Source organism: Planococcus halocryophilus, assembly GCF_022489025.1.
GTDB classification, from domain to species: Bacteria; Bacillota; Bacilli; order Bacillales_A; family Planococcaceae; genus Planococcus; species Planococcus halocryophilus_A.
Genome location: NZ_JAKVTG010000015.1, coordinates 1 through 26,132, shown reverse-complemented (window position 1 = coordinate 26,132; position 26,132 = coordinate 1). Strand labels below are relative to the sequence as shown.

The window sequence follows — 26,132 nt, the reverse complement described above, 5'->3', positions numbered from 1 at the left end:
GGTGGACAACGGATGTGGAAACCGAAGTGGCTACAGCCCAAACAAGTAGATGAAACAACCTTTGAAGATACGGTCAGTGGCATGAACGAAACGCTTCTCACGGCCATTGCCCCGGACAACTTGACGGAGTTTGATTCCTCGGTTCGTGTAGGAGCCAATTACACCCGGACGCTTCTCATCGTGGACTACGACCCGATTCAAGATCAAAACAAGATTCAGCAAGTGACCGAGATTCCCGAGAACGTGTCGCTGGTCCATTACATGCAGGAATACAACATGGGCGAGGTGCGCACGCAACTTGTGAAAAGCATCAAGCAGAACCGAATGAAAATGAATACGCGCTTCGCCGATGAACAGACGATGATTGAATCGGAAGGGCAAATTGAAAGTGCCTCGGAAATGTTGCGGAACTTGTCGTACCGTAACGACAAGATTTACCTGTTTCATACGCTCATTCATTTGGTGGCGACTTCTCAGGAAGAATTGGATCAACTGACGACGACCGTCAAAAGCAAATTCTCGAAGATCGGCATCATTCACAACCCGACAGACCGTGCGGTCGATGCCTTTCGTTCGTTTTTGCCCCTGAATGACAACAAAGTCGACGAACTGACGTACAAGATGACCAACTCGGAAGCAATCTCGTATTTCTTCCCGTTTCATGAGAACGAAATGTTCTCCGAAACCGGCTTGATCAAAGGACGAAACATGACGACCGGAAATGTCGTGATTGTCGACGATACGACGCTTTTGAACCGGCATGAGTTCGTCATTGGCATTTCCGGGATCGGCAAATCTACGTACTTGTTTGCGAACATGACCAATAAGCACATGCTCGGTCGGAAAATCATCACGGTAGACCCGAAAGGGGAATTTGGTCGGAACTACGCAGATCTTGGTGGGGCGTGGGTGAAGTTTCAGCTGAAAGGCGGAAACCGGATCAATCCGATGGATCTTCCAAAAATCAGCGAGAAGATTCAACTCGAAGAAACCGAGCTGGGCAACATCTTGCTGACAAAGATTTCGAATTTACTGGTCATGTTCCAACTGATGTACAACTCGATGAGCGACTTGCAAGAAGACATCTTGAGCCGGTACATCCAGAAAGTCTACGAAGAAAAAGGGATTGATGAGACGACCGATGTGAACCAACTGACGGCCGACGACTACCCCGTATTGGAAGACTTGTATCAGCTGATTGAACGAGACAAACAGAACGATCCACCGTTATACGAGCGCATCCGGGATTTCCATACGACCTTGGAAACGTATGTTTACGGCATCTATTCGGAACTGTTCAACGGATCGACGAACGTCAATATTGATAATGAGTTGGTGTGCTACGACTTGAAGGAAATGAGCAACAACGAAAAGATTCAGCGCATTCTCTTCTACAATATTCTTTCGCACACGACCTATGAAATCATGAGTGGCGACCGGCAGCCGAGCGAGATCTTCATTGATGAAGCGCACGTCATTGCCGATCCCAAAGTGCCGAAAGCGATGGAATTCATCTATTTCATGATGAAAGTCCTCCGGTCGTTCAACTGTGGCATCACGACAGCTTCTCAGTCGGTGGAAGACTTCTTATCGGCACGCGATGAGAACCGGAACTACGGGAAAGCCATCATTACGCAATCCGTTCAACGGCTGTATTTGCCGATGAGTGAGGAAGAGCTAAAGTACCTGGAAGAAGAACTCGGCAATCAATTTTCCAAAGAAGAACGATCGACGTTGATTCTGAAAGACGGCAAAAAGAAAGAGCAAGCCGGCAAAGGCATTTTCTATACCGGTTCCAAAAAAATCAAGCTCGAAGTCCAATTAAACGAAGTGACCGAGAAGCTGTGGTTTGAACAGAAGAGCATTAACGAACTGACGATTTGAAAAGGGATGAGGGCATGAATCCAAAAGATACAGCCAAAACAATCGGGTCCATCTTGCTGACAAAGGTATTGTTCAGTCCATTGGGATTGATTGCCGTTGGGGTCACCCTTTTGCTAATCATCATGCCAGTCTTCATGTCGATGGCTAGTAAGGGCGAAGGTTTTAACTTAGACGACCCCAATAGCAATTTAGACGCGCTCTCAGCTTCTTCAGGAGGCGCATACTGCGCCCCGAAAGGTGAATTGGACAAAGCCCTTTGGGAAGCAGAATTCGCCTCTGCGGGCGTTTTTGAGGGAATGGAGGACGTGTTCTTGTCAGTAGCCGAAGAACAGGACATTGATCCTGTGTTGATGGCTGCCATTGCGTTGCACGAAACCGGCTACGGGACGTCTTCGGCTGTGGTGGAAAAGAACAATCCCGGAGGGTTGATGGGAGCAAATGGACTGTTTGTCTTTGATACGTTGGAAGAAGGCATTGCTTCGATGGGCAAGACGCTGCACAACCGAATCATTCAAGACGGACTTGTAACGATTGCCGACCTAGGTTCTGTTTATGCACCGATAGGAGCTAGTAATGACCCGACCAATTTAAACAGTCATTGGGTTCCAAACGTCGCCCAAGTGGTGAGCTCGTTAGGTGGATTAACAATGAACTGCACGAGCAATACAGGTGAGTTTGTTCAACCGATTCCAAATGTCACCGTTAATTCGAACTTCGGCATTCGTGTCCATCCCATCACCGGAGATGTGTCAGCGCATGAAGGCGTCGATTTAGCGTGTAGCCAACCGGATCCGATTCACGCAGCGAAAGAAGGGACTGTGGTTTTTGCCTCTTATCCATCCGGTATTTTGGCAACGTACGGAAACGTGGTCGTTGTTGAACATGCAAACAAGTACTTTAGCTTATATGCCCATCTCAGCAAAATTGACGTAAAAGTGGGACAGGAAATTGGCCAACTTGAACCTCTAGGTCAGTGTGGCACTACTGGACGTTCGACTGGTGATCACTTGCACTTTGAAATCCATACGGATCGCATGTTTGGCAACCGAGTCAATCCCATGAAGTATCTCGAAGCTGGAAAGGAAGAGGGCGCGTGAAACCAGTAAACTTACAAACCATTGTGCTTGGGGCGCTTGCGTTGCTACTCGCAATCGTGAGTTTCAACCTGTACTTCAGCAAACAAGACGCCGAAAAGAAAAATGAGCACCTCACAAAGCAAGTCGAGAAGCTAACCACAAAAGAAACACAACAAGAAGCACTCTATGCTCAGACGGAAGCCTTTATCGAAGCCACATTTGAAGGCGACTCCATTCGTTATTTTTCAGAAGCGTACCGTTCAGAAGTTGAAAGCGAAGTCGAAGAAGCTGAAACGATGCACGGTCATAGCCGAAGCGATACGGAAGATCTAGAGGTATTCAATATTTCCGTTCGTCCGGAACAAGAAGGGTATCAGGTCTACGCGATTTACCGAATTACTTTAACGGGTGTAGACGGAGAACGGGAAACACCAGGTACGCAGCGTGTGATGTACCTCATGTCGCAAATCCACTGGATAGAAGAGCAAGGTGAATGGAAAGTGAATGCGCATGATTTGGAGCCCTTAACGTCCGGAGAAGCGTTCGAGGAAGCGATGAAAAACGGATAAATGGAAGTGAAAGGATGATCGAGATGAAAGAACAACTCAAACAGGTACTCGTCTTCCAGCAACAAATCCAACAGAAGATGGATCGATTGATTGATCGACTTTCTCGAACAGCCATTGAACAGGAAGAACGCAAGTTTGAATTGATGTACGATAAGCATCTGAGTGACAAAGAGAAGGTTGATATAAAGAAACAAATCATTATGAAGTGGGCGATGGTCGTAATTGTTCCTCTTCTTTTTCTTATTTTGACACTATTGAATAAGGAGGTAATGATGTGAGAAGAATTTTGATAGCAGTATTTCTTTTGCTTTTTTTCTTCTTCCTTCCGATTTCAGTAGTTGCTGAAGAGGGCCAATTTATGGAAGAGACAATTGAAGAATATAAGACAACCCAGTCAAATAGTGAAAAAGTAGACAGTGTTGAATCTTATATGAAAAACGTTCTTTATCTTGAACAATATGATTACAGTACAAATCAATTTAGCTGCAAATGGCATGAAATCGGTTGTCATACCAATAGCTTCTTATTCACGACAGTAAGTGGGTTTATATTTGGCGCGGTAGATAGCTTCAGTAAGTTTCAGATTGATGCCGATTTTATTACAGGAAATCCTGTTTATGAAGGATACATGCTAAATTTTAAATCGTTAGCATGGACAATTACAGCCATTTTTATTGTATGGCAAACGACGAAAATTGTTATCCTGTACACTGGAAATGGAGAAGAGGGAATGAATTCGCTTCATGACAAGTTAATTGCTGTAGTCACTGGAGGTATTTTGCTGGGTGTCTATGCTCAATTGTTTGATTGGATTTTGGAGTTAACTCATCTACTGACAGAAACGATGCTAACGTCACCGGTTACTCATTACGATATTATGCAAGTAATGGCTGTGAACTCAGTAGGTTATGGGCTAATTTTAATGATTATTGTGTCAGCCATTCTGTTCATTTTTTTCCTATCAATTCTTTATCGAACAGTATTATTTGTAATTCTTTATATAACAGGTGTCCTAGCGATTCCTACAATAGTTAATGATCAGTACAATTTTTTTAATCTTTGGTTGAAAACAGTGGTGAGTAATATCCTAACTCTTACAATCCAATTATTATGTTTTGTTTTAGGAATAAAAACACTAGTGGATCTAACCGATGGAGGAAGCATGATTTTAGGAATGATTTTCTTTATCGTAGGGTTAACGATTCCTACATTATTGAATCAATTTGGAGCTTCTACAGGTTCTGCAAAAGCAGTTGGGTCATCAGTTAAATATGTTGCTCGATATGCAAGAAGATAAAGGAGTGTAATGATGAGGAAATATTTATATTTACTAATCTTACTAATAGTTGTTTCGGTACTTGGAGCTTGTAATTCAGATGCTGAAAATCAGGAAGAAACAGAGCAAGGTTCAGATAACGAAAAAGTATTTACCGAAACAGATGTTGAACAAGCAGAAGAAATAATCGTTTTTTTGAACGAAAGGTTGCAAGAGCTTGAGAAAGAAGTAAATCAGAGCATTCAAGATGAAGAGATAATGTTAAAAGATGAATCATCTTTTAATACTCAAGTTCAAGATAAAGCTGACAAGATCGTTTTCGAAAAGATAAAAGAAGAATTTGCCGGTGGAATTGCTTTTCAAGGAGCAACTGGTGAAAATGAAAAAGTCTATTTTAACAAAAAAAATAGTGAACCATGTAGTTTAGGTCATTGTGAATACGACGGAATAGAAACTATGCAACTAGAAATAGATACAAGTGAAAGTGAAGAATACAAATCGCTTCATTTTTCAAAATCAGAATTAATATTTTCAAAAACTACCTATAAATATGAGAGTAAAGAGGAAGAACAATCTTCAGAGATTCGATTTGTAAAGAGTAAAGATAATAAATTAATTTTAGTTCAACACCCTGCATTGGATATCCCATCAATCAATTTAAAAGAAGCTGATAAAGAATATGAAGGGATTCAATCTCGCGTCCCAGAGAGCGAGGTAGAAGCTGAACAAGAAGCCTATCGCAAAGAAGTTGAAGAAGCCTTAGCTTATTATCCGGAGCTTCAATAGTCTTATAAAGGTGGTGAACACAGCATGGTTATTCGAACAATCGCCAATCAGATAGGAACGATCGAAATCAATCAAAACTCGTTTTATTTCTTGCAGCCATTGTCTGCTTTTAAGACAGAAGAGATGGAACAAATTGAACGAGCATATGAAAAACAAATGCAACAAGTAATGGGAGACCCAACCTTCTTATCAGCACAACAGATCTCCTTTCAATCGGGGCAGGTCCGATTTGCGTATGACTTAACGGACCTACATGCGTTTACAGCGCTGAAGGCGATGGAATTTGAAGACAAGTTGCCGTATTATTTATCCCTTGTTCGCTTAGCTCAGCAGTACGATGTCAATGTGTTGTGGCAAAAAGAAAACTTTGTACTGAATAAAGAAGAATCGCGCCTTCATGTACTGGTCACAGAAAATGAAGTGATGCCTTTACACAATGACAAAGAACGCGTAATGGCTGTTAAAGACCTTATCATCATTTCACTGACACGACTCAATCAAGTGTTTGGCAGACCAAGAAGAACAGACTTCTTAGAACAAAGCGACGAAGTGATTCGGTTTGCTGAAACCATCTACTTGCGCTTGCAATCCTTAGAAGAAATCGAAGCATATGTGTTGGATGTGTCGAATCAAGTAGAAGAAAAGAAACAACTGCAACAACAAGAACTCGAACGCTCCAAACAAACCCAAAAGAAATGGGCAGGTTCGTCAACGGTACTACGTGAAAATGTACAGCGCTTCATTTCTTTTCCAAAGAAGCCAAAAGAGAAACAGACGAAATCGACAACTACCGGAAACAACAAGTTGTTCGTTGGGGTGGTTGCTGTTCTATTAGCTGCATTCGGTTTAAACGTACTTCTAACACAAGCAACAGAAAATGCAGAGACAAAAGAGGCAAGAGAAGTGGACAGTGCTGAATTAAATCTAGCAGACGTTTACCGAGAAGGACTTTTAGGAGATACTGAAGGAGTAGTAGAACGTTTAGAGTCGGTAGACTACAGTGAATTGCCAGTTGCAGATCAAGCTGTACTCAATCAGCTGTATATTGAGCAAGGTGACTACAAAAAAGCGCTTGCCCATCAGCCAACGTTGATTGGAGAAATTGCTGCGCAACTTAGGCAAAATAACGATGTAGAAGGACTGAAAGAGCTTCAAGACATGACAGAGGAACCTGCCGAAGTGGTGGAGTTTGAACTGGCATCGGTAGAAGCCGAGTGGTCGCGAATTATTGAACTACGGAATCAAGTGGAATTAACAGATCAGCGGATTGAAACCGTCATCGAAGCATTTGTTGAAGAAAAGGATTTTCAAGGCGCTAAAGGCTTTCTAGACAAACATAGCCTAACCGATGAAGCATGGATGAGCCAGGTGCTCGAAGCCGAAAAGAAGGCACTCACGTTAAAGGAATGGCGAACAGAGAAACAGCAAATAGAAGAAGCGTTAGCCAAAGAAGAAGATAAAAAAGCAGTAAAGAAATATGAAGTACGCTTAAAGGAACTCAATCAAGCAATCGAAGAAAGTATGAAGGCAGAGTAAGGGGGGAAATCGTGCATACAAAACGAATTAACAACGCAGGACGTCTGGTTATTCCAAAAGAAATTCTAGATATTTTTCAGTTGCATGAGGGCGATCAAGTCGACATCACACATAATGAACGACAAATCGTCATTGAACCTCATCGTCAGCGATATGTTTGCGCTGTGACAGGAAAAGTAGCTGATGAGGCCATTCGAATTGGTGAGGCGTGGATTAGTAAAGAAGGACTGAAACAAATTGTTCAGTACATGAGTAGTGAATAGTGAACGTATGCTGTAATGGTAGTTGAAGATCGTCTTGAAAAAAGAGTGAACTGAATACCCATTTAGTAAGATCCGAAGAGTGAGTTCATTCTTTGGGTCTTTTTTTATTTAAAAATCTACGCTTAGAAATAGAATTTAAGTGGTATATTAAGAATGTGTGTTCTTATTTTTTTAGGGGTGATTAGGTGAAACGGAACAAACACATGAAGCATGTTGGGGAAATCAAAGACCGTGGGATCATTAAATGGCAAGGGATGTTTCTAACGGAACACGTTGAACTGATCAAAGCATGGCGAGAAAAAGAAGACAAAGTGGCTCAACCTGATTTAACGGAAATGGATTTGCAGCTAATACAAGAAGAGATGGAACTTGCTATGAAAAGAAAGTGTTGGGTTTGCATTCAAACGTGGAGAGAGGGGGAATTTCATTATCATGAAGGAGTCATTATTGACATCGATTTTCGAAATCAAGTGTTGATTTACGTGGAGTTCAATAAAAGAAGAAGCGTCTTAGTTCGTGAAGTCGTATCCATTTCAGCTAACGATTAGAGAAGAGGCGTCCTAGAAATAACTATTTAAACAGGTTGATTCATTTGTAAACATGCTATAAGAATTTTCACTATTAAAACCATCTTCACCTCAATTCTGTAGTTAATGAGGAAACAAAAAAGAGTAGCCAAGCTACTCTTGAACCGCACCCCAAATGGGTCACTTTTTTTAAAGTGTCTTCCATTTGGGGTGCGGTTCATTAAGCACAAGGGCTTACTCACTCACCATATGTCATTATCCTGCATATAGAGGGTGTGACCAATGATCACTCATGATTGACGTACTTTAATCTGTTGCTTTTGCTTCTTTAAGCGTCATCCGACCATGAGATTTATCCGAATAAGTTATCTTGTTGCATGAAGATTAGTATATCTATGAAACCGGAATATAATTGTGGATTGCCATCGAGGAGGCTTTAACTTTTTGCGCTATATTGAAAGAACGTGATTCCTTTACTTATAGCCAATCAATCTTGCGGGCGATTATAGCTAGCTAAAAATTTTAAGATTAGAGCCATTAAAAAGAGGCATATAAGATATATCCTCTTTTACATGGTATTAGTAACTAATATCAACAAAAAATGGGGAAATACTCGAAATATCGTAGCATTTCGTTGCTTTTACCAGGTATATATAGTAAATTGAGGTTAGATAAAGAATTAAGTTATTGCACCACAGCGGGCTAGTAGTAGGAAGTCTGCTCTGACGTGACGGCATTTCTCCCGAAAGTATCGATTACTAAGTTGGAAAATGACAAAGACTATCACGGCTGCCTTTCCCTGAGGCTTAGATGGGACATCCTACATTATCTTTAAAGTACAGGGCTCTGACATAACCATGTCGGAGTCCTTTTTCGTTAGGGGGGCTTATATGTACACAGAGGAATGGGCCAAAAATTTTGATGGATTCACTAAAGAAAATCCAATAGATTTGCGTTTCTTTATGCAGTTTTTTGAGGAACATGTTGCACCTAAAAAATTTGAGTACACAACTAATCATAAAAAAATCCCCAGCTTCATTATCGAAGCTGAGGGATCTCAGTTACCACATTTAATGGGGCTACAAAATTGGAAAAACCTATCGACTAGGAATGCCACAGCCCAGTTCGAAAAAATGTTGAGTGGCGAGTGGGATTTAGAATTTCTTAAATCTGCTGATGAAGGTGCGTGGGATGAAAATAGAGCGAGATTAGAATTTACTCCTTATTTGTACAATTTGCTTCATGAATGTGAATGTATAGTAAAACTGGTTAACCCCAATGTTCGAGGCAGCGTTTTTGTTAGAAGGCAGGTTGACTTGATATTCCAAAAGCCAAAAGGCAAACTCATTTTTGCTGTGGAACTGAGGGAAACAGAAAAAGAAAATCTATTCCGCCCTACCAGCATAACGACACATAGGAAAGAGTCTAGTGCAATGAAAGAAAACCATTATTTGATAAAAGTAACAAGTGTAAATGTAACCTGATTACAATCTTGAAATGCCGCAGAGAATTAATCAAAACCTACATAGCAGTAGATTAAATCGAAGGCTTCCTAATTATAACTTAGGCAGCTTTTTTCTTTGGTCCAATGTAGCGCATTATTTACGGCTGGAAGGCGCTTAGGAATACACATGATTTTACAGTATGTATAAGATGGGCCAAGTGTGTTTTTCTCGAAAATTAGACATCTAAAAGGGTAGCCGAAAATTCGGCATACCTCACCAAAATTGGGAACGTCTTTTAACAAGTTTATTAGAAAGCCTTTCAGACAAAAATGTCGAAAACAGTAATTTACTATGCTTCTCCTTCTTTTCTAAAACGTGTGATCAACAATCGCGCCCGATTTTGGAAGAACAAGTCAGCAATTAGTACAGCTGTCCTTGGTTAGTTAAACCAACGTCCGTTTAATTCAAAAATCATTTTTTTCTGTTGAGCCAATTCTCTCTTGTTAAATTCATATTAATAGAGTCAATCCAGACGCCTTCGAACTCCAGGTCGTTTTTATCAATGCTAGATAGTACAAAGCCAACCTTTTCATAAACATGCTTGGCTCTTGGATTAAAGTCAAAAACGCTTAAAGTTAGTTGATTGAGTGTCGTATTTTCGAATATATAATCAATGATAAGTCGAGTCGCTTCCGTTCCCAATCCTTGATTTCTCCCCCTCGGTCCGATAAGAATCCTGAAATTCATACTATGATTTTTTTGATCGTATGCATTGATCACTACCTCTCCTACTAAGAAGTCCGTGGATGGGTCAACAATAGCAAGATCCAAGCGATCTGTTTGTTTATTTCTTGTATTGTACCAATGGAGAGTCGCTTTCTGATTAAAATCCGAATCGCTTCCTGTCAGTTTTAATACTTCTGGGTCTTTTAAACATTCTTCTATAAAAGGAAAGTCCTCATCCTTAAACGGTCTAAGAATAACTGTCTCTCCTACAAGTAGTGGCTTATCACCTAGATAGACCATTCCATTCACACGCCTTTCATTCGTTTTAGTTTCCCTTCACAGCTCAAGAAAGTTGCAAGAATAGTCCGGAAATGATCATTTACTTGAAGTTTAAACATTCTTAATCACAACGTTAGTTAAACCAACATATCAGTAATCCATGACATTAACATTCTTGTTTGTGAATACTTTCCATAAATATACCATTAGGTTATGAAAATAGAGGATTATTAAAACTTAAATCAGTGTAGTTCTACTAATCAACTAGAAGACGCCCTTACAGATTAATACTGTAAAGGCGTCTTTTTTTACGTTAGAAAAATTAAATCCGAAGCGATTTTATTTAGTTTTTATCCACTTTCGACCTGGTTCCTGAGTCGGCGGTAGACGATCCCCTTGATCGATCTTCACTTTTCGAGGATTGGAAACTTCGCCTCCACGCGGACCAACTTCTTTGTATTTGCCTGGCGGTTTATTGTCAGTGCCAGGTTTAATTAATTCACTCATGTTATTCACCTCCTCTATTAAGTTATCTTGAAAGTGATCATTAATTACTTCTTGTGTTTTCTGCCGCATTTCTTTTAGTTTATCTTGATTTATAGACTCTAAAAAATCTTCCTCTTTTTCTCTAGGTTTAACATTAATCTCGATATCTAATTCTAATGCTTCTAACAACTTAATTAGTGTTTGTAATTGTGGTACTGCAATACCACTTTCCATGCGAGAAATAATATTTTGGGTTACTCCTGATTTTCTAGAAAGTTCACGTTGAGATATGTTGAAAAAGATACGGTATGCTCTTATTTTTGAAACTAAAGTCTCTACTATAAAGCGATCAATATTCTCTGCAGCTTCCTTTCTATGCATTTGCTTTAACGTATACATAATGTTCTCTCCTAAGGTTCATATTTCATAAAGTTAAGAATCATAAAAACTATAATTTATTAATTAGTATAGTTATAAAAGTGAATTCAAAGATTCTTTTGTAAGTATATAAGTTTCAGTAAAGTCTCACTAATCATTTCAATATTCCTCCTAACATAATTAATTAATGAATCATTGAGTTTGCTCGTCAATTATACTGACGATGAAATTATAGTATTGAGGCTCCAATCTGATTATTAGTAATCATCGATTATTGAAGTATTCCACTATTTTATGGCATGGAATACTTCAATCAATGTCTAGTATCATCGCATGTCAGGCCATGATAAAAAATTAAGTATACAAATTCTTAACTGATTTGGCTTTCTTGATTTCTCCCTTTGGAGTTGTTGCTCTTTTTTTCGTAAAGCCGTTTGTCACCACTATGGCATTGCTTTCATAATAGAAAAACAGCACCCTGTAGTCATCGATACGGATTTGCCAAATTCCATCGGTATCAGTTAAAGGTTTGATACTCTGTGGCTTATTTCCACCTTTTAGCATCTCTTTACCGAACATCTCTAAGTAAACGAGCTCATTGTTCAACTTTTTGTAAGCGATACGATCTGTTTTTTCAAGATTATCAATCCAGGCCTGACAACTGCGAGATCCATGATTATCGATTACTACTTTCATAATCATTTCCCTCTCTGATTGATTTTTTGTAAGATATTCAATTGTGCAAAAGTGATACCCCCAAAGATATCAATTTGTTTTATTGTATATTATAAAATATATAATGGCAAGAAATTGTATCTTAGGTTCTAGTTGCACATATCTTTCAATTAATTTTAAAATGAAATATTCTAAGATATTGAAAAAACACCCAATCTTCTATTCATCAATTAATTATTGATAAAAGAAAATGTAGGTGTTTACTTATGAAAATATAAGATTCAGTTGGTTTAATATCTTTCTTTTGTATTTATATTAAAGTAGTTAGTCATTAGTTTTCAAAGGTAGCTTATGATACGCAGCTAAAACATATACAGCCATAACGATAAATAGCAAACTAAATTCGGTGCTTTCGAAGAAGTCGATTGCTGAAGGAGTTGAAGTATTTGTAATTCCCGCAGCAGTAGAATTTGATAGTAAAAAAACTGTTGTAAAAATAGCAAACAAATCAATTAGATTGAGAACTACCTTTTTATCGAGTTGATTTTTAATAGACATAGTTGAGCTTATGCTTGTCTTGCTAAATTTTGTATACAAATTGTCTAAATGCTTAGGAACATTTATGTATATGTAAAACCAATAAAGGAAAAGGGAGAGAATAAAAGTTACGCTTATTAAAAGGTTGAACAGATTCTTTGTAAGAGGAATATCACCCGCAAAAAGTATCATTATTTTTGAAGCAGCTAATAAAGACATTAAAGAAATAAAGAAACAGATTACTAACTCTTTCACTACTAGGGAAATTTGTAAAGTTTTTTTCCATTTGAGTGTAGAAAGTAGGGCTTGCTCAAATCCTTCAAATGATAGAATAAGGATACAAAACATAGCTACTATAGTGATGCTTTCAACAAAATCAGGGTTTTGCCAACTTATGGTGAAGTAAATTGTAAGACCTAATAAAAAATATAATCCAATTACTACTAGTAGTGCATTTAAATGATGCTTTTCATTATTTTTCTTCATTTTTCCCTTTCTATAGCGAGAATAAGATTTTTTAGTTTTCTTCTATATAAAGAGTGTTTCATGACTTAAAATTAGTAACTGATGTAATGAGGATTTTTATCTAAGACCGCTGCTTGTATTTTTTCTTTAAACAGTTGTGTTAAATCTTTGTCAGTTTCTAGGGCCATTACAATTTCTTCAAGTCCACAAAGACAAATAACAGACGTTGAAAGAAATTCCTTACATAGAGTTATAGCTGGTTTTGTAAAGCTGGAATTTGAAATGAAAATTCCTTTTCCTTCCCCCCGGCCATAAAGACGTACTAAGTGTTGAGAAATTTCCCCTGCACCGATCGGCTTGCTCCACCATTTCATTTCTACTAAATAGAGTTCTCCATCTATCTCAACAGCACCATCTATTTGTTCTATCACGCCTTCGCTATTATCGCCCTTAAGTTCAAAAGCTTCTCGTACTAAAAATCCGGCAGCTTGAAACAGACGGTTCAATACACTTTCCAACTCTTTCCCTCTTTTATGAGCATCCGTAAAGGAAAATAAGTTGTATAGTTGCGACTTTATAGAATGAATCTCTTTATACTGCTTTTCTTTTTCTTGCGCTTTCTTCAAATATTCTTCCTGATTTTTCCTCACTTGTTTTTCGCGTTCTTCCTTCATTCTTGTAAAAGAATCCTTAACATTGATTAAGCTTCTTATTTCGCCAACCAAAGCTTTTGCAGGGAGTCTATCTTTCTCCCAACACGCTTCAAAGTTTTCAAATTCTGTGACTCTTTTTAATAATTCCCTTCGTGGTCTCAAAGAAGTATCCCCATCTTCATTTATTCTTACTAAAACCGTTCTGACTATTTCTGCTTTGCCTATAGAATTACGATCTAAGTCGACTTGGTTAGTCACATCGCTCATGAATTTATAGGAAATACCTGAACCTTTTAAGAAATTAAGTGTGTCTTTTTTGGATTTACATAATAAAGGTATAGTTTGTACTAGGAGATTAAATAGATCGGGCGGATAATGGTAAATTTGAGTCACATAAATACCTCCAGAGATTTGATGAAAACACCAGTAGAATCAGTTTGATAGATAGCTTATCAAAAAACTTTTTACTTTCTCCTGGGCTCAATTTAAGCATGATCTATATCAGTTTGCTTCTGTATTCTTTTCTTTTTCTTCACGTTCACGAGCGCTTTTAATAGCTTGAATAAAGTCTTCTTTCGCTAACTTAATACCTGACACTGTTACATGATCCAAATGAGCATAGAGCGAGTTTGCATAAGGTTTATCAAAATCTAGCGGATCTAACCCTAATGCTATTTCAAGATGATATAAACTTTGTTCTATTAAATCTCTTGTTAATTCTGCGCGGGTAATCTCAAGTTCTCCAGCAACATACTTTAATCGGCGATTAATATTGTCATCCACATTTATACTGAATTTAACGAAATCTGATGTCGCTTCTTCAATTTCTTTTGTAAGTCTTACTTCTTCAACATATTTTTTGAAATCCATTTACTCACTCCTAAATCTTTTTCGAGGTTCTTTTAAAAGAATATCATTAAGGGTTCTTTTAATCAACTATGTATTTAGAATTGAAAGTTAATTAAATAATTTAAACTCTATCAAAAACGATGGTTTTTGAGAGTAATGAGAAGAAGGTGAAAACCTTCTTGTCATTTTAAGAGGTACCTTGCGCCAATTTCGAGCTTTATTTTGCGTATAATTTTAAAGAACCCAGCAACCTTTTACACTAGGATTTCTGGGTTCTTTAATCATTTATAAAATCTATGCTAGCTATCGAGAATCCAATAATATGTAAACAAGCTTTGCTTTAGAAAAATTCAGCGCACTTTTTCTAAAATGGTATTTACCATTTTAGCTACTGGTAAAGATCCATCTACAATGAAATCGGAGTTTGGTTGTATGGTATGCAGCATTTCAAGATAAGCCCGTCTTCCATGCGAATTATAGTGTTTCATATTTTCAACGATATTTGCTGCCGAGTCATCTTGAAAATCTCTGATGATTCGACGAGCTAATGCAATATCCAAGGGCGTATCGATAAAGATGGAAAAGTTGATATAAGCGCTGGTTTGGTCATGCTTGTAGGAGAACGGAAAATCCAACACAACGTAATCAAGAGATTCGCTAAGCAATTCTTCTAAATCCTTCACAAAAGGATTTAGATTCCATTCGTTATAGTTATTTCCTCGGTTCAACCAATCCAGGACATCTTCAGGACCTTCTAAATCGTAATCATCGAAGAAAAGCGCTTTGGAATTGGGCAATACCCCATTCAACTTTTCAGTTACTGTTGTCTTTCCTCCCCCTGAAATACTAGCGATTGCAATTACCATAGGTTTTCTAACTTCTTCCATCATATTATTACCCTCCAAACTATTTTCACATCTTCAACTTGCTTATAATCCATCATCTTCATTTCACCTGTATCTTTCAACAATTCCTGATACTTAAATACAGACATCTTAGACTCTTTTAAGTGGAATATTGCAGCTGCAACTGAATAACTGTTATTTAGAAGCCAACAAGGTGAACTCCCAAGGGATATTTTCACCATTCCAACCGCGATGTTCGTCAAATCGATCAAAGTTAAAGCCAGTTGAAATAACGGAATTGATGATTTCACTTAATGTATAGAACCTAAGCGATACATCTGGAAAATCTTGTTGTTCTTGTTCATCAAAGAATTGTTTATAAGATATGTTTTCTTTTTGCAGTTCTTTATCAAAATAGTTAGGGATGTATTTGAGATCCGCACTTATACATCTTTTTACGGGATGATAATCACTTAAAATCATTCTGCCCCCATTTTTTAGGATTGAAAAAAGGATTCCCATCAATTTATCGATGTCATTGAAGTAATGCAAAACTCCGCCTTCTAAATAAATGATGTCAAAGCGATTCCTGTATTTATTCACATCAATATCGTAGACATCTCCCACGATGTAGTCGATAACCGTATTTGCACAATCGGCTAATTCTAAAGCATATCTTTTATTTTCTTCTGATATATCGAAAACCGTTACCTCGGCACCCAATAAAGACAACGGAACAGCTTTTCTTCCATTTGATCCGCAGATATTTGCCACAGTCATTCCATCAATTTCATCAAAATATTTTTGGTGTTTTTTCAAACTCTCTTTCGGATTTCCCAAAATTTCCTTTGCCTTATTTTTTGGAGAACCATCTCGCTTATTCCAAAATTCATAAGCACGATATTCCCAAGCACTTTTGTTGATTCCACTCTGTTCATTCATTGAAATTCTTCCTTCCTATATTAAATTTAAGTTCATTATTTATATCTAATTTCATCATACCAATAAATTCCATTAAAGAACCCGATGGTTCTTATTTTGTTGTCATCATTTTGTAGAGGAGTTTCGATTCAAGAGAGTTTATAAACTTTGAATTTCACGCTAGCGTTCTCTGTTCCGAAACTCGTCCTTTTCTGAACACGACACTCGTCGGTTTGAAAAGGATCTTTTTTCATGCGTTTCGTGTTATAAAACCCTGTACAGTATTCTATGTACATTAAGCACTCGTTTTTTATCTTATGGTACAATGAATTCATGAAAAAAGAAGAGAAGAGGGATCGAGTGCTCATTGGATATGCGCGTGTGTCTACAGGATTACAAAATTTGGATTTACAGATGGATGCGTTAACTGCTTATGGTTGTGATAAAACATTTCACGACAAAATGAGTGGAACGAAAAAACAACGGCCTGGTTTGGAAGAAGCCATCTCGTATGCTCGTGAAGGGGATACGATTGTGGTTTGGCGATTGGATCGCTTGGGGCGAAATATGCAGGACTTGATTCAACTGGTGAATGCCTTAAATGAACGGGGGGTCGCCTTCCATAGTTTGCAGGAAAACTTGACGATGGATAAACGCAATGCAACAGGGCAATTGATGTTCCACTTGTTTGCAGCCTTTGCTGAATTTGAACGAAACTTGATTGAAGAACGTTCAGCTGCAGGACGAACTGCTGCCAGAGCAAGAGGGCGACTGGGTGGCAGACCAGAGAAATTTGGACCGAAAGATATTGAAATGATGCGTTCCCTGATTCAAGGGGGAACACCGATTAAAGATGTGGCTGAAAGATGGGGCGTTTCTCGTACGACCATCTATCGTTACTTGGAAAAAAAGGAATCCTCAAGAATATGAGGCATAAGGAGATAAGATAGGAGAAGAACAAAAAAAGCCTCTAACCGAAGTTAGAGGCTTACATATTTAGGGGGTTATTACCTGGGCGGCGTATCCAGGATCTCTGGTAACTCATTGTGAGCGCGTGGGGAACCTTTCCCACCTTAATAACCCGTATAACCTGATTAACATTCTTTACAAATAATCTTTTCTTACCTCAATCATAACACAAAACGTGTTTTATTCAAGCTGTTGGCTTATTCGTATACTTGAACCCGTCCGCTTGCCAGTCTCTTCTTAATTTTATATTCGGCATTATCTAATACATAAAAAGAGGAAACGAATACATATCCACTCGGGTCCAATTTAATGGCCAATAGAAGATAGTTACTAATGAATTTATACAGTTCAACGCTATTTGGAACTTTTGGGTTTTGGCCGATGTAATCGGGATTTAACAGAATAGATGGAAGTTCATCCTTATATTGATTCCAAACGAGTGGATGATTTCGATTAATATGCTTGATGGCACCAGGATAGATAAACACCTCTTCTTCAATGAAGGTAACGCCTGTTAGTTTAGTAATTTTTTCTCGATTTATTTTTCCGACTACTAATCGGCCAGAAGAATTTTCGTTGAACTGGTTAATATCCATGACGGAACCTCCACTGCAAAATAGCAAACTCATCATAAGACCCACCGTGGTCCGCATTATGAAGAGGCGTGGTGGGTTCTGTTAACAAGATTATATCATATTTTGATGCTGTTCCTTCTATTATATAGTGTTCGAAAGTGTGGATAGCAATAGGCGAACGTTCGTAAAGCCTTTGGATAGGTTTCCGAACGTTTATTACTTGTTATTTTGAAAGGATTGGAGCGTTCGTAATGGTGTACTTTTACGAACGGTTATTTACTGAGAATTCTCTGGATATTTGGCTATGGTCTAAGTATATTTAAATAAATAGAATTAATTGTAAAAAGGAGAAAAAAGATGGACACTAGTATTCAGCAATATCTAAAGTCACTTGACCTAAATGATCCGGCTGATCCAAACGTCATCCGAAACGTAGAAAATCAATTGGGCTTTCAATTTCCCAAAGAGTATTTCAAATTCCTGTTGCATTCAAATGGAGGCGAGGGTCCGATCGGAGATAACTTTCTCCAGTTATGGAAGGTTGAAGAACTAATCGAAGATAACGAAGGCTACAGTGTCGAAGAATTTGCACCTGGACTGTGGATCATCGGATCGGATGGCGGGGATACCGCTTACTGTTTGGATACGCGAAGCAAGGAACTGCCCTTTGTCTCCATGCCGTTCATCGGAATGGATCTCGATGAGGTGGAAGTATGTGGATCTACCTTTCATGAGTTCCTTAAAATCCTATATACGGAGCCAAATGCCGACTAACCAAGTCCGGTTTTAATGAAAATAACTCATACAAGATGGAGGAGTAGCAGGATGAGCACCAAAACCTATCAAAAAGCCAAAAAAATCATTTTAAAGAATAAAGACTTAGCGGATTTTGAAGGGAAAAAATCTGCAAAGTTAATTACAAAAGCAGAAGCAGCAGTCGGCCTGAAGTTTAGTGGATCCTATCTGGATTATTTACAGACATTCGGCGCCGGAAATTTTGGCTCGGAAGAAGTTTACGGGATTATCGACGAAGACTTTGAGGACTCTTCTGTACCGGATGCCATCTGGTACACGCTCAATTTACGCAAAAGCATTAATCTACCTGCCAACTTTCTGGCGATTTATGATACGGGCAGTGAAGAGATTTTCTGTCTGGACTTTCAAAGTACAGATGCAACAGGCGAACCGAAAGTGGTTGCTCTAGATTTGGGGTATGCACTAGATGATCAGACAATTGAAGTCATTGCGGATGATTTTGGGGATTTTCTCTTAGAACTCGTAGAGGAAGAACTTGAGTAAATAATTTTCAACATTTAATCGGCTTCAGTAAGTCAGCAACAATACTGAAATCTTATGAAAGAAAAGATTGCGGTTGTCCTTAGCCCATTATTGGGAATTGTGCATCCAGCGAATCACACCAGATTTTAGCAGTTAGCGGTCTCTATACCAATAACTATTAGAAAGTAAGAGTTATTCTAATAGCGAAATACTAAGAGGAAGAGCAGTCCCAATCAGTACTGCTTTTCCTCTTTTGTCTGTATAAGTGTACTTTTACGAACGGTTACTCATTAATATTTATCTCACCATTATTCCTAATAAATGCTTTCTGAAACTTTTTCACCAAATAGTCTATATAGCTGTTATAGTAAATTTTTAATAAAGTCGAAGGATTGCTTAATTCCATTCTCAGAATCGAAGTAATTACTATTTTCAATGATGTGAAGACCTTTATAATTACTTTGATCCAGTGATGAAAATAGAGATTTAAAATCCACTTCTCCTTTCCCAGCAGCCACTTCTTTATAGAAAACACTTTGCTCACTATGTATTTTTTTACAGTCTTTAATATGGGTTTGGACAACATGTTCTTTTAAAACAGTTAAGCTCTGCAACGGATTTTCATTCGTTCCACTAATGATATTTGATGGATCAAAGTTAACTCCTAAGCCCTTCGAGTTGATTTTTCTGAGAAAAGTATCTAATACATTTGCTTTTTCAGAGCCTGTTTCAATTGCAAAAATTCTTTGTGATGAATAAGAAATGGAGCCTATTTCATCACAAATAGATAACATTTTTTCATATACTTCACTATCCTCTTTAGAAGGGATTTCTCCTATATGTGCTGATATAATGGTTGAATCCAAAGTTAAGCCTAACTCCAAAATTTGTTCGAACTGAGTTATCAAAATATCTTTTGAAGCACTTAGCAACCCTTTTGATCCAAAGTTGATAGCTAATGAGGGAACTTTAATACCAGAATTTGAAAAAAACTTCTTTAATTGAGCTTGTTTGTTTTTAGAAAGAGTAGCTAGATTTTGTTGTTCATGAATGGCGTATAATTGAATCGTATCTATGTTTAAATTTTTAGCTAGTGCTACTCCATTCTTGATGTCAATATGCTTAGTGTTTAATAGCAAACCAAATTCCTTTTTTATTTTCGTCATAGGTACCTCCATATTTTACTGGTAACACTAATAATACTGGATGGTATTAGATTAATTAACTTAAGTTGTAGAACCTGAAGACGAGTCTTTTTTATTAGTTTCTGTTTTAGTTCAGTAGAGTCTGAACCAATTAAAACACTGCATCTTTATTAAGATTGTTATTACAGTATAGGCTTTTGCTAAAGCTTAATAAATAATAAGTTTACATATCATGAAGTTATCAGTAGGTAGCTGTAATAGCAAAACACAAAGAGGAAGCTGGATGCTGATTAGCGTCCGACTTCCTCTTCTATCTGTATAAGTATACTTTTCCGAACGCCGGTATTTCTTTGACAATAATATTCTAATGATAAAATAAGAGACTGTATAATTAAGGGAACAGTCGGGTAAAGTTGAGAAACTTTGTTGTTCATTAAAAGGAGCTTATAAAATGAATATATTAAAACGTATCAAGATTAGCAAAAAGGAAAGTTGTCCTTGTGGAAGTGGTGAAGTCTTTACAAACTGTTGCCGTAATAAAGAATTTAATCCACCCATCGAAACTAAGAAACCACCTGAAGTATTGATTGGGGAAATGATGAGAAAATCAATGAAAAAGCTCTGTATGCATCCAGATCAACAAAATTGTAAAGGGATCATTAAAGGAGCTCATGCTTTGCAAAATAATAAAATTATTTCTTTATTAGCAGGTGATGAAAGGCATGTATATTTGATGGACACTAAAAGAAGTCCTTTAATAGTTCAGCTTGACAACGGAGAACAAGAACTTATTATCGAAATGAGCAAAACAAGTGCAAATGCTGCAACAACTGAAACTTGCTTTTGTGATTTACATGATAATATTGCTTTTGCAGCAATTGAAAAGGGAGCACCTGATTTTGATGAAACTAGTGAGATAATGAAATTTATATATGCTTATAAGGCTTTTATCTTTGAATATTATAAGGTTTGGATGTCAATGGATATTTTCAGAACTCAATTCGGTAAGTATCCAACAGTATTTAGTAGATCTGATATGGTTTCCAGATACAGAAATTTACAATTGAATATGAAAGAATTTGATTCTATAAAAGAACATTTCGATAAGAAAATTCTTGCTGGAGAACATACTGGTGTAACATCCTGTATTATTAAAATACCAGAGCAAATTAATTTCTCGAACTATGCATACATTGCACCTGATTATGATTTGAATGGAAAGTAAATAAAAAACAAGGTTAAAGGTTTCATCCATCGCCTTGCTGTTACTGCAATTCCAGAGAAAGGGAATTCCTACATCCTATTAAGTTGCTTAGACAGTGAAAAAGAAATTTACTTAGACTTATTTAATCAATTACAAAGTTCACCCGTAGATAAAGTGAAGTTTTATATGTCTCTTATATTGCCGTTATACTCTGAAAACATGGTATTAAGCCCAAGACTATGGAAAAATTGGGACGAAGAAACACAAATGGCGTACACCTTCTATGCAAATTTGACGGAGAAAGATTTTATTTTATATAACAAAATGAATGGAATGATACTGCGTAATTCAGCTAAATTGACAGGATTTCGTTACGGGGATAGAAATAAAATAAATTTATTCAAGTCACTAAATTAAAATTGGATTGCGAACATAACGTGACGTTATCGGAAGTAGCTTGTACAAAGATGCCTAATTCGAATGAAATTATACCTCTTCCCTTTAGATAGTTTATCTGAAGGGATTTTCTTATATAGACAAAAATATAAGTCAAAGAGCTACATCACTTATAAAAAGAAAATAAATTGCTGAAATTTCCAATCTTCAAGAAAATATATTCGGGATTTTATGGTAATCTGATAGAACAATAGGTATCTTATCATACATACGTGGGGTGGAAGAGATATGGAAACATCTAGTTTAGTGACTCGCTGGAATTTAGATTCGCTGCCATACGACAGTGATGTAGAAAAATTCAAAGACCAGCTAGGCATAATTAAGGGGAAATTAATTGAAATCGAGAAGGAGTCAAATTTAGCTGGCTTAAATGAAAGCAACCTCCTAACGCTTTCGCAACTGATCAGACAGATTGAATCAGCTGAATCCTTTTATTATTGTTTAACCACCGAAGAAATTGAGTCATCCCAATTAACCTCCATAATTGGAACCATCTCAGCCTTAAAATCACAAGTTTATGCTATTGTTTCAAACTGGGAAGAACAGCTTAACGATATGAATGAAACACAACTTACCAAGTGGACAAATCATGTGAAACAGTCCAATTTCCTTGCGGAATTAGCCAACAATCAAGAAAAGGACAGTCAACAGGAAAAGATGATTCCAAACTTTTCCCGAGAAACGTTAAGCGGCCTTGCAGACCTTTATAGTCAAGTCCGAAACAACCTGAAAGTAGAAGTAGGCTATGATCATGAAAAGAAGGAAGTATCTTTTGCGGAAGCGATGGAACAAGCTTTTGCCCTACCAGAACAAGCTGAACGATTTCATGTGTTTACTGAACTGAATAAAACCTTAGAAACACAATCGAATATCTTTGCTTCAATCTATAACCAAATGGTCGGGATCAGGCTTCATGAAAACAAGATCAAGCAGACAGATTACCTTGACGAATCCCTAAAATTTAATGGCATCACCAACCAAACACTTGATGCCATGTGGAATGCAGTAGACGCCAATATGCAGGGGCTTTCAAGTTACTTTAACAAGAAAGAAGAAGCGGGAGCTGGAAAAATCTCTTGGCATGAATTGATGACTTCATCTCAAAATGATTCTTTTTCAATTACGTTCTCACAAGCTGCAGCTGAAATCATCAATTCGCTCGCTCCTATTGATGGCAATATGAGTGAATTTGTCAAAGTAGCCCTTACCAAAGGGTGGGTAGATGTAGAGCCGCGCAAGACAAAATCGTCTGGGGGATTCTGTGCGCCTTTTATCGGAGAAGGAGAATCACGGATTACGTTAAGTTATGACAATACCCTTGATAGCGCCAGAAGGCTTGCCCATGAACTGGGTCATGCATGGCATTTTAAACAGATGAACGATACACCTTCACTGCAGTTTACAGATGATCTACTGGAAATGACCATGGCGGAAACATCTTCCATCTTTTTCGAGACGGTATTCATCGACCATATGCTTCAACAGGCCAACAAGGCTTCAGTTAAAAAAGCGATTTTGGGACCGAAGATTGAGCGCAGCCTGAATTACCTGATGTCGATCAGGGGCGCATTCCTATTTGAAAACGAGTTTTATCACTATCGAAAAGAGAGCCCATTGGATGTTAAACAGATAGAGGAACTTTCGTTAAGGTGTCAGGAAAAAGCCTATGGAAACAGTTTACGTGAGTACGAGCCTTATGTATGGACTAAATATGTCCAGTTCTACCAGGCAACGATTCCTTTTTACAATTACCCTTATTCTTTTGGGTTTTTATTCAGCATCGGACTTTTGGAGCAAGCGAAAGAAGATAAACTCTTCAATCAAAAGTTTCAAGGGTTGTTGAGTGAAACCGGAAGGATGCCACTCGAACAGCTAGTCAAAAACCATTTCCAAATCGATCTTTCACAACCAGAATTTTGGCAGCAGGCCGTACAAAATGTAGTCCGAGATATTAAGCAGTATAACCAGCTCTCCTGAAACTTCGACTTTAAAAAATCCATAAACAGTTTACATATGAGGGATTATCAGAAGTAGCCATAATTCCACTAGCAAAATACGAAGAGGAAAAGCAGCGCTTAATAGCGTTGCTTTTCCTCTTTGTCTGTATAAGCGTACTTTTACGAACGCTTTAAAACCTTCATAAAAGATAACTGGATTATTAATAACCCTCAAACCAGTCATAAATAAAATAAATATTACACTTTTCATGAAATTCTGTATAATGGAGACTATTGATAGAAAAGGAGGAAATTAACATGCAAAAAAACTTCACTTTGCTTTTAAACCAACAAGTAGGGGTGGAAAATTTCTGATTATAGCTAAACTAGATTCATTATGATTCGCTCCTACTTGTTTATTTAAGGTTGATAAACAAGAGGAGGAAATAAATTGTTAAAAGGTACGTTAGCTTCACATAATATCCGTGTTTTATTTTGGGCCGAACTATTCGGGAGCGTTCGATTTATACAACCCGTATTGGCTTTGTTTTATTTTGCTCGTGGATTGGATGAAACCTATATCCTCTGGGTATTGCTCTTCTGGAGCAGTGGGGTTTTGCTTGGGGAAATTCCAACGGGCATGTTTGCAGATCGTTATGGGGCAAAACTGTCCTTTATGATTGGTGCGTGTATAAGTGTAGTCAGTCATGGAATGCTCATCTGGGCGTACGAACCCTGGATGTTTTTTGCGAGCAGTCTTTTAAGCGGCTTTGCTGTCACTTTCTTTAGCGGAGCAGATGAAGCGTTGATCTATGAATCTTTGAAAGAATCAAATGAAGAAAACATGATGGATAAAGCTCTGGGAATTATTCAATCTGCGCAATTTATCGTCATGGTGTTTGTCCTCATTTTAGGAGCCATACTTGCAAAAGATTTAACAAACGATCAATTTGTATTGCTGATTGTATTGGGCATTTTTTTTCAGTCCATTCAAATTGTTTTACTATTTTTCGTTAGAAATCCTTCAAACCAAGGCAACTATCGTGATAAGCCTTTCAATCAAGTGAAAGAAGGTTTGCTAGCGATAAAAAGAACGCCCCAAGTATTATGGATGTTCTTAAACATTACGCTGGTATTCATTCCGACTGCAGCCATATTTGATAATTTTGGTGACAAACTACTCAGCGATGCAGATTTACCTATTTATTTAATTGGGTTTGTCTTTGCCGGACTAGCGATATTCAGTTTTTTTGTCTCTCGTTCGATCGGATGGATTACATCTCGCTTCTCCCGTATTACCGTACTGTATGTAACGGGCGGAATAGGAGTACTTGGCTTGCTGTTAGTAGCTTATTTCCGAGAAACGCTTTGGATTTTACTAATCATCATGGTATTTCTTCGATTTGTGCGAACTGTTCGCTACCCAATATACGCAAAATTAGCTAACGACATCATTCCATCTCATGTAAGAGCGACAACGATATCATTGCTATCTATTATCGACTCCGTATGTGACTTGATTATTTTCAGCAGCATAGCTGGTATAGCCGCATTCGGATTTGAAAAAATGTTTTTAGCATGTGCAGCTGTTGCGTTGGTGGGAAGTTTACTACCGATAAAACCAGTGACCATACAAAGTGAATCAAAAATAAAAGTGCAATCCCAAAGTAGATAATTTTTTACTATAAGTATCTACCAGAAGTTGCTTAGGCAAAAAGGGAGAGAAGAGCGTGTTCGAAGCGCATCTTCTCTCCCTTTTCGTCTGTATAACTGTACTTTTACGAACGCTTTGTTTATAGGATAACTTTAAATTTTATAAAAGTATTATTATAAATAATGGTAAAATTAGTATACTGAAATCTGGAATGCTGTTACAAAGAATGAGTTGTAAAGAAAGGTAAACAGCTTAATCAGTAATCACATTCAAATTATCAAATTTCACATCTTCGCTATAAAATACGAAGTCATAAATATTATAGATAAGTGAGAGGAAAGCAATGAAATTAAAAACTGTATTTTCAAATGAAATGCCTTTTATGATACAACTTCCTTCTGGAGATTATCATGTGAAGGTTAAGTATGGCTCTAATGGTGAGGAATACGAATTGATACTAACTTTGACAGATCAAATGTATCGTTTGCATCTTGATAAGCAACCCCGTGAAGGGTTTTATATAGACGGATTGGTTAGTGAACTTAATGAATATATTGAAAATCAGAAACTAGAAAATTATACATTTATGCCGCTCAAAAGCTATATTACTTGTAGCATAAAGAAAGATCTAACAATTACGAAAGAGATGGCAGAATTAATATCACCGGAAGATATTAAGGAAAAAATAATAAAACCCTTTCTAATTTCAGAGGGAATTAGAAGCAGAGAACCTAAATA

General features: G+C 37.5%; 27 protein-coding genes. 17 read left to right on the top strand and 10 right to left on the bottom strand.

Annotated features, from left to right (window positions below; all coding sequences use genetic code 11):
* Positions 1–12 precede the first annotated feature (12 nt).
* The 10 genes from MLE13_RS14420 to MLE13_RS14375 all read left to right on the top strand — a co-directional run bounded on the left by MLE13_RS14420 (position 13) and on the right by MLE13_RS14375 (position 9,401).
* Complete coding sequence (locus MLE13_RS14420) at positions 13–1,884, top strand: VirB4 family type IV secretion system protein (RefSeq protein ID WP_240750375.1); 1,872 nt, start codon at positions 13–15, stop codon at positions 1,882–1,884.
* A gap of 311 nt (positions 1,885–2,195) precedes the next feature.
* Positions 2,196–2,981, top strand: coding sequence for a peptidoglycan DD-metalloendopeptidase family protein (locus MLE13_RS14415; protein WP_240750374.1), 786 nt, complete (start codon positions 2,196–2,198; stop codon positions 2,979–2,981).
* Positions 2,978–3,529, top strand: a complete 552-nt coding sequence (locus MLE13_RS14410; RefSeq protein WP_240750373.1) for a hypothetical protein — start codon at positions 2,978–2,980, stop codon at positions 3,527–3,529. The genes MLE13_RS14415 and MLE13_RS14410 overlap by 4 nt, the downstream gene beginning before the upstream one ends.
* A gap of 14 nt (positions 3,530–3,543) precedes the next feature.
* Positions 3,544–3,807, top strand: coding sequence for a hypothetical protein (locus tag MLE13_RS14405; RefSeq protein ID WP_240750372.1), 264 nt, complete (start codon positions 3,544–3,546; stop codon positions 3,805–3,807).
* Complete coding sequence (locus MLE13_RS14400; protein WP_240750371.1) at positions 3,804–4,826, top strand: conjugal transfer protein TrbL family protein; 1,023 nt, start codon at positions 3,804–3,806, stop codon at positions 4,824–4,826. The genes MLE13_RS14405 and MLE13_RS14400 overlap by 4 nt, the downstream gene beginning before the upstream one ends.
* Before the next feature lie 12 nt (positions 4,827–4,838).
* The gene (locus MLE13_RS14395; protein ID WP_240750370.1) at positions 4,839–5,591 is read left to right on the top strand and encodes a hypothetical protein; all 753 of its coding nucleotides are present in this window, start codon (positions 4,839–4,841) and stop codon (positions 5,589–5,591) included.
* Positions 5,592–5,615: 24 nt separating this feature from the next.
* Positions 5,616–7,127 carry a hypothetical protein gene (locus MLE13_RS14390; protein WP_240750369.1) on the top strand — a complete coding sequence of 504 codons (1,512 nt, stop codon included), beginning with the start codon at positions 5,616–5,618 and terminating at the stop codon, positions 7,125–7,127.
* Between the two features lie 11 nt (positions 7,128–7,138).
* Positions 7,139–7,390: an AbrB/MazE/SpoVT family DNA-binding domain-containing protein gene (locus tag MLE13_RS14385; protein WP_240750368.1), complete on the top strand. Its 252-nt coding sequence runs from the start codon at positions 7,139–7,141 to the stop codon at positions 7,388–7,390.
* 185 nt (positions 7,391–7,575) lie between these two features.
* Positions 7,576–7,938: a YolD-like family protein gene (locus MLE13_RS14380; protein WP_240750367.1), complete on the top strand. Its 363-nt coding sequence runs from the start codon at positions 7,576–7,578 to the stop codon at positions 7,936–7,938.
* An 869-nt stretch (positions 7,939–8,807) separates the two neighbouring features.
* The gene (locus MLE13_RS14375; protein WP_240750366.1) at positions 8,808–9,401 is read left to right on the top strand and encodes a PBECR4 domain-containing protein; all 594 of its coding nucleotides are present in this window, start codon (positions 8,808–8,810) and stop codon (positions 9,399–9,401) included.
* Positions 9,402–9,833: 432 nt separating this feature from the next.
* On the opposite strand, the gene MLE13_RS14370 is transcribed toward MLE13_RS14375, so the two are convergent.
* From MLE13_RS14370 to MLE13_RS14335, 8 genes are all read right to left on the bottom strand, one after another.
* Positions 9,834–10,388 (bottom strand): GNAT family N-acetyltransferase, encoded by a 555-nt coding sequence (locus tag MLE13_RS14370; RefSeq protein ID WP_240750365.1) that lies wholly within the window; start codon positions 10,386–10,388, stop codon positions 9,834–9,836.
* Between the two features lie 318 nt (positions 10,389–10,706).
* Positions 10,707–11,252, bottom strand: a complete 546-nt coding sequence (locus tag MLE13_RS14365) for a YjzC family protein (RefSeq protein WP_240750364.1) — start codon at positions 11,250–11,252, stop codon at positions 10,707–10,709.
* A 333-nt stretch (positions 11,253–11,585) separates the two neighbouring features.
* Positions 11,586–11,927, bottom strand: a complete 342-nt coding sequence (locus MLE13_RS14360) for a type II toxin-antitoxin system RelE/ParE family toxin (RefSeq protein ID WP_240750363.1) — start codon at positions 11,925–11,927, stop codon at positions 11,586–11,588.
* 303 nt (positions 11,928–12,230) lie between these two features.
* Positions 12,231–12,929 (bottom strand): hypothetical protein, encoded by a 699-nt coding sequence (locus MLE13_RS14355; RefSeq protein WP_240750362.1) that lies wholly within the window; start codon positions 12,927–12,929, stop codon positions 12,231–12,233.
* 71 nt (positions 12,930–13,000) lie between these two features.
* Complete coding sequence (locus tag MLE13_RS18035; RefSeq protein WP_240750361.1) at positions 13,001–13,954, bottom strand: restriction endonuclease; 954 nt, start codon at positions 13,952–13,954, stop codon at positions 13,001–13,003.
* A 108-nt stretch (positions 13,955–14,062) separates the two neighbouring features.
* Entirely contained in the window at positions 14,063–14,431 is a 369-nt protein-coding gene (locus MLE13_RS14345; RefSeq protein ID WP_240750360.1) for a hypothetical protein, read from the bottom strand.
* A 329-nt stretch (positions 14,432–14,760) separates the two neighbouring features.
* Complete coding sequence (locus tag MLE13_RS14340) at positions 14,761–15,297, bottom strand: hypothetical protein (protein ID WP_430905220.1); 537 nt, start codon at positions 15,295–15,297, stop codon at positions 14,761–14,763.
* A gap of 153 nt (positions 15,298–15,450) precedes the next feature.
* The gene (locus tag MLE13_RS14335) at positions 15,451–16,197 is read right to left on the bottom strand and encodes a class I SAM-dependent methyltransferase (RefSeq protein WP_240750358.1); all 747 of its coding nucleotides are present in this window, start codon (positions 16,195–16,197) and stop codon (positions 15,451–15,453) included.
* A gap of 339 nt (positions 16,198–16,536) precedes the next feature.
* Between MLE13_RS14335 and MLE13_RS14330 the strand changes: the two genes are divergently transcribed.
* Positions 16,537–17,106: a recombinase family protein gene (locus MLE13_RS14330; RefSeq protein WP_240750357.1), complete on the top strand. Its 570-nt coding sequence runs from the start codon at positions 16,537–16,539 to the stop codon at positions 17,104–17,106.
* 236 nt (positions 17,107–17,342) lie between these two features.
* Here MLE13_RS14330 and MLE13_RS14325 read toward each other — a convergent pair whose 3' ends face one another.
* On the bottom strand, positions 17,343–17,741 hold the full coding sequence (locus tag MLE13_RS14325) for a plasmid-related protein (RefSeq protein WP_240750356.1): 399 nt from the start codon (positions 17,739–17,741) through the stop codon (positions 17,343–17,345).
* A 336-nt stretch (positions 17,742–18,077) separates the two neighbouring features.
* On the opposite strand from MLE13_RS14325, the gene MLE13_RS14320 reads away from it, so the two are divergent.
* Positions 18,078–18,494, top strand: a complete 417-nt coding sequence (locus MLE13_RS14320; protein ID WP_240750355.1) for an SMI1/KNR4 family protein — start codon at positions 18,078–18,080, stop codon at positions 18,492–18,494.
* A 51-nt stretch (positions 18,495–18,545) separates the two neighbouring features.
* Entirely contained in the window at positions 18,546–19,019 is a 474-nt protein-coding gene (locus tag MLE13_RS14315) for an SMI1/KNR4 family protein (RefSeq protein ID WP_240750354.1), read from the top strand.
* Between the two features lie 341 nt (positions 19,020–19,360).
* On the opposite strand, the gene MLE13_RS14310 is transcribed toward MLE13_RS14315, so the two are convergent.
* On the bottom strand, positions 19,361–20,164 hold the full coding sequence (locus MLE13_RS14310; RefSeq protein WP_240750353.1) for a sugar phosphate isomerase/epimerase family protein: 804 nt from the start codon (positions 20,162–20,164) through the stop codon (positions 19,361–19,363).
* Between the two features lie 430 nt (positions 20,165–20,594).
* On the opposite strand from MLE13_RS14310, the gene MLE13_RS14305 reads away from it, so the two are divergent.
* The 4 genes from MLE13_RS14305 to MLE13_RS14290 form a co-directional block, all read left to right on the top strand.
* A complete protein-coding gene (locus MLE13_RS14305; RefSeq protein WP_240750352.1) occupies positions 20,595–21,368 on the top strand; it encodes a YecA family protein in 774 nt (257 codons plus the stop codon).
* Between the two features lie 663 nt (positions 21,369–22,031).
* Complete coding sequence (locus MLE13_RS14300) at positions 22,032–23,780, top strand: M3 family metallopeptidase (RefSeq protein WP_240750351.1); 1,749 nt, start codon at positions 22,032–22,034, stop codon at positions 23,778–23,780.
* Between the two features lie 411 nt (positions 23,781–24,191).
* Positions 24,192–25,415, top strand: coding sequence for an MFS transporter (locus MLE13_RS14295; protein ID WP_240750350.1), 1,224 nt, complete (start codon positions 24,192–24,194; stop codon positions 25,413–25,415).
* Between the two features lie 322 nt (positions 25,416–25,737).
* Positions 25,738–26,132 (top strand): hypothetical protein (locus tag MLE13_RS14290; RefSeq protein WP_240750349.1); only part of this gene is annotated, 395 nt, incomplete at its 3' end.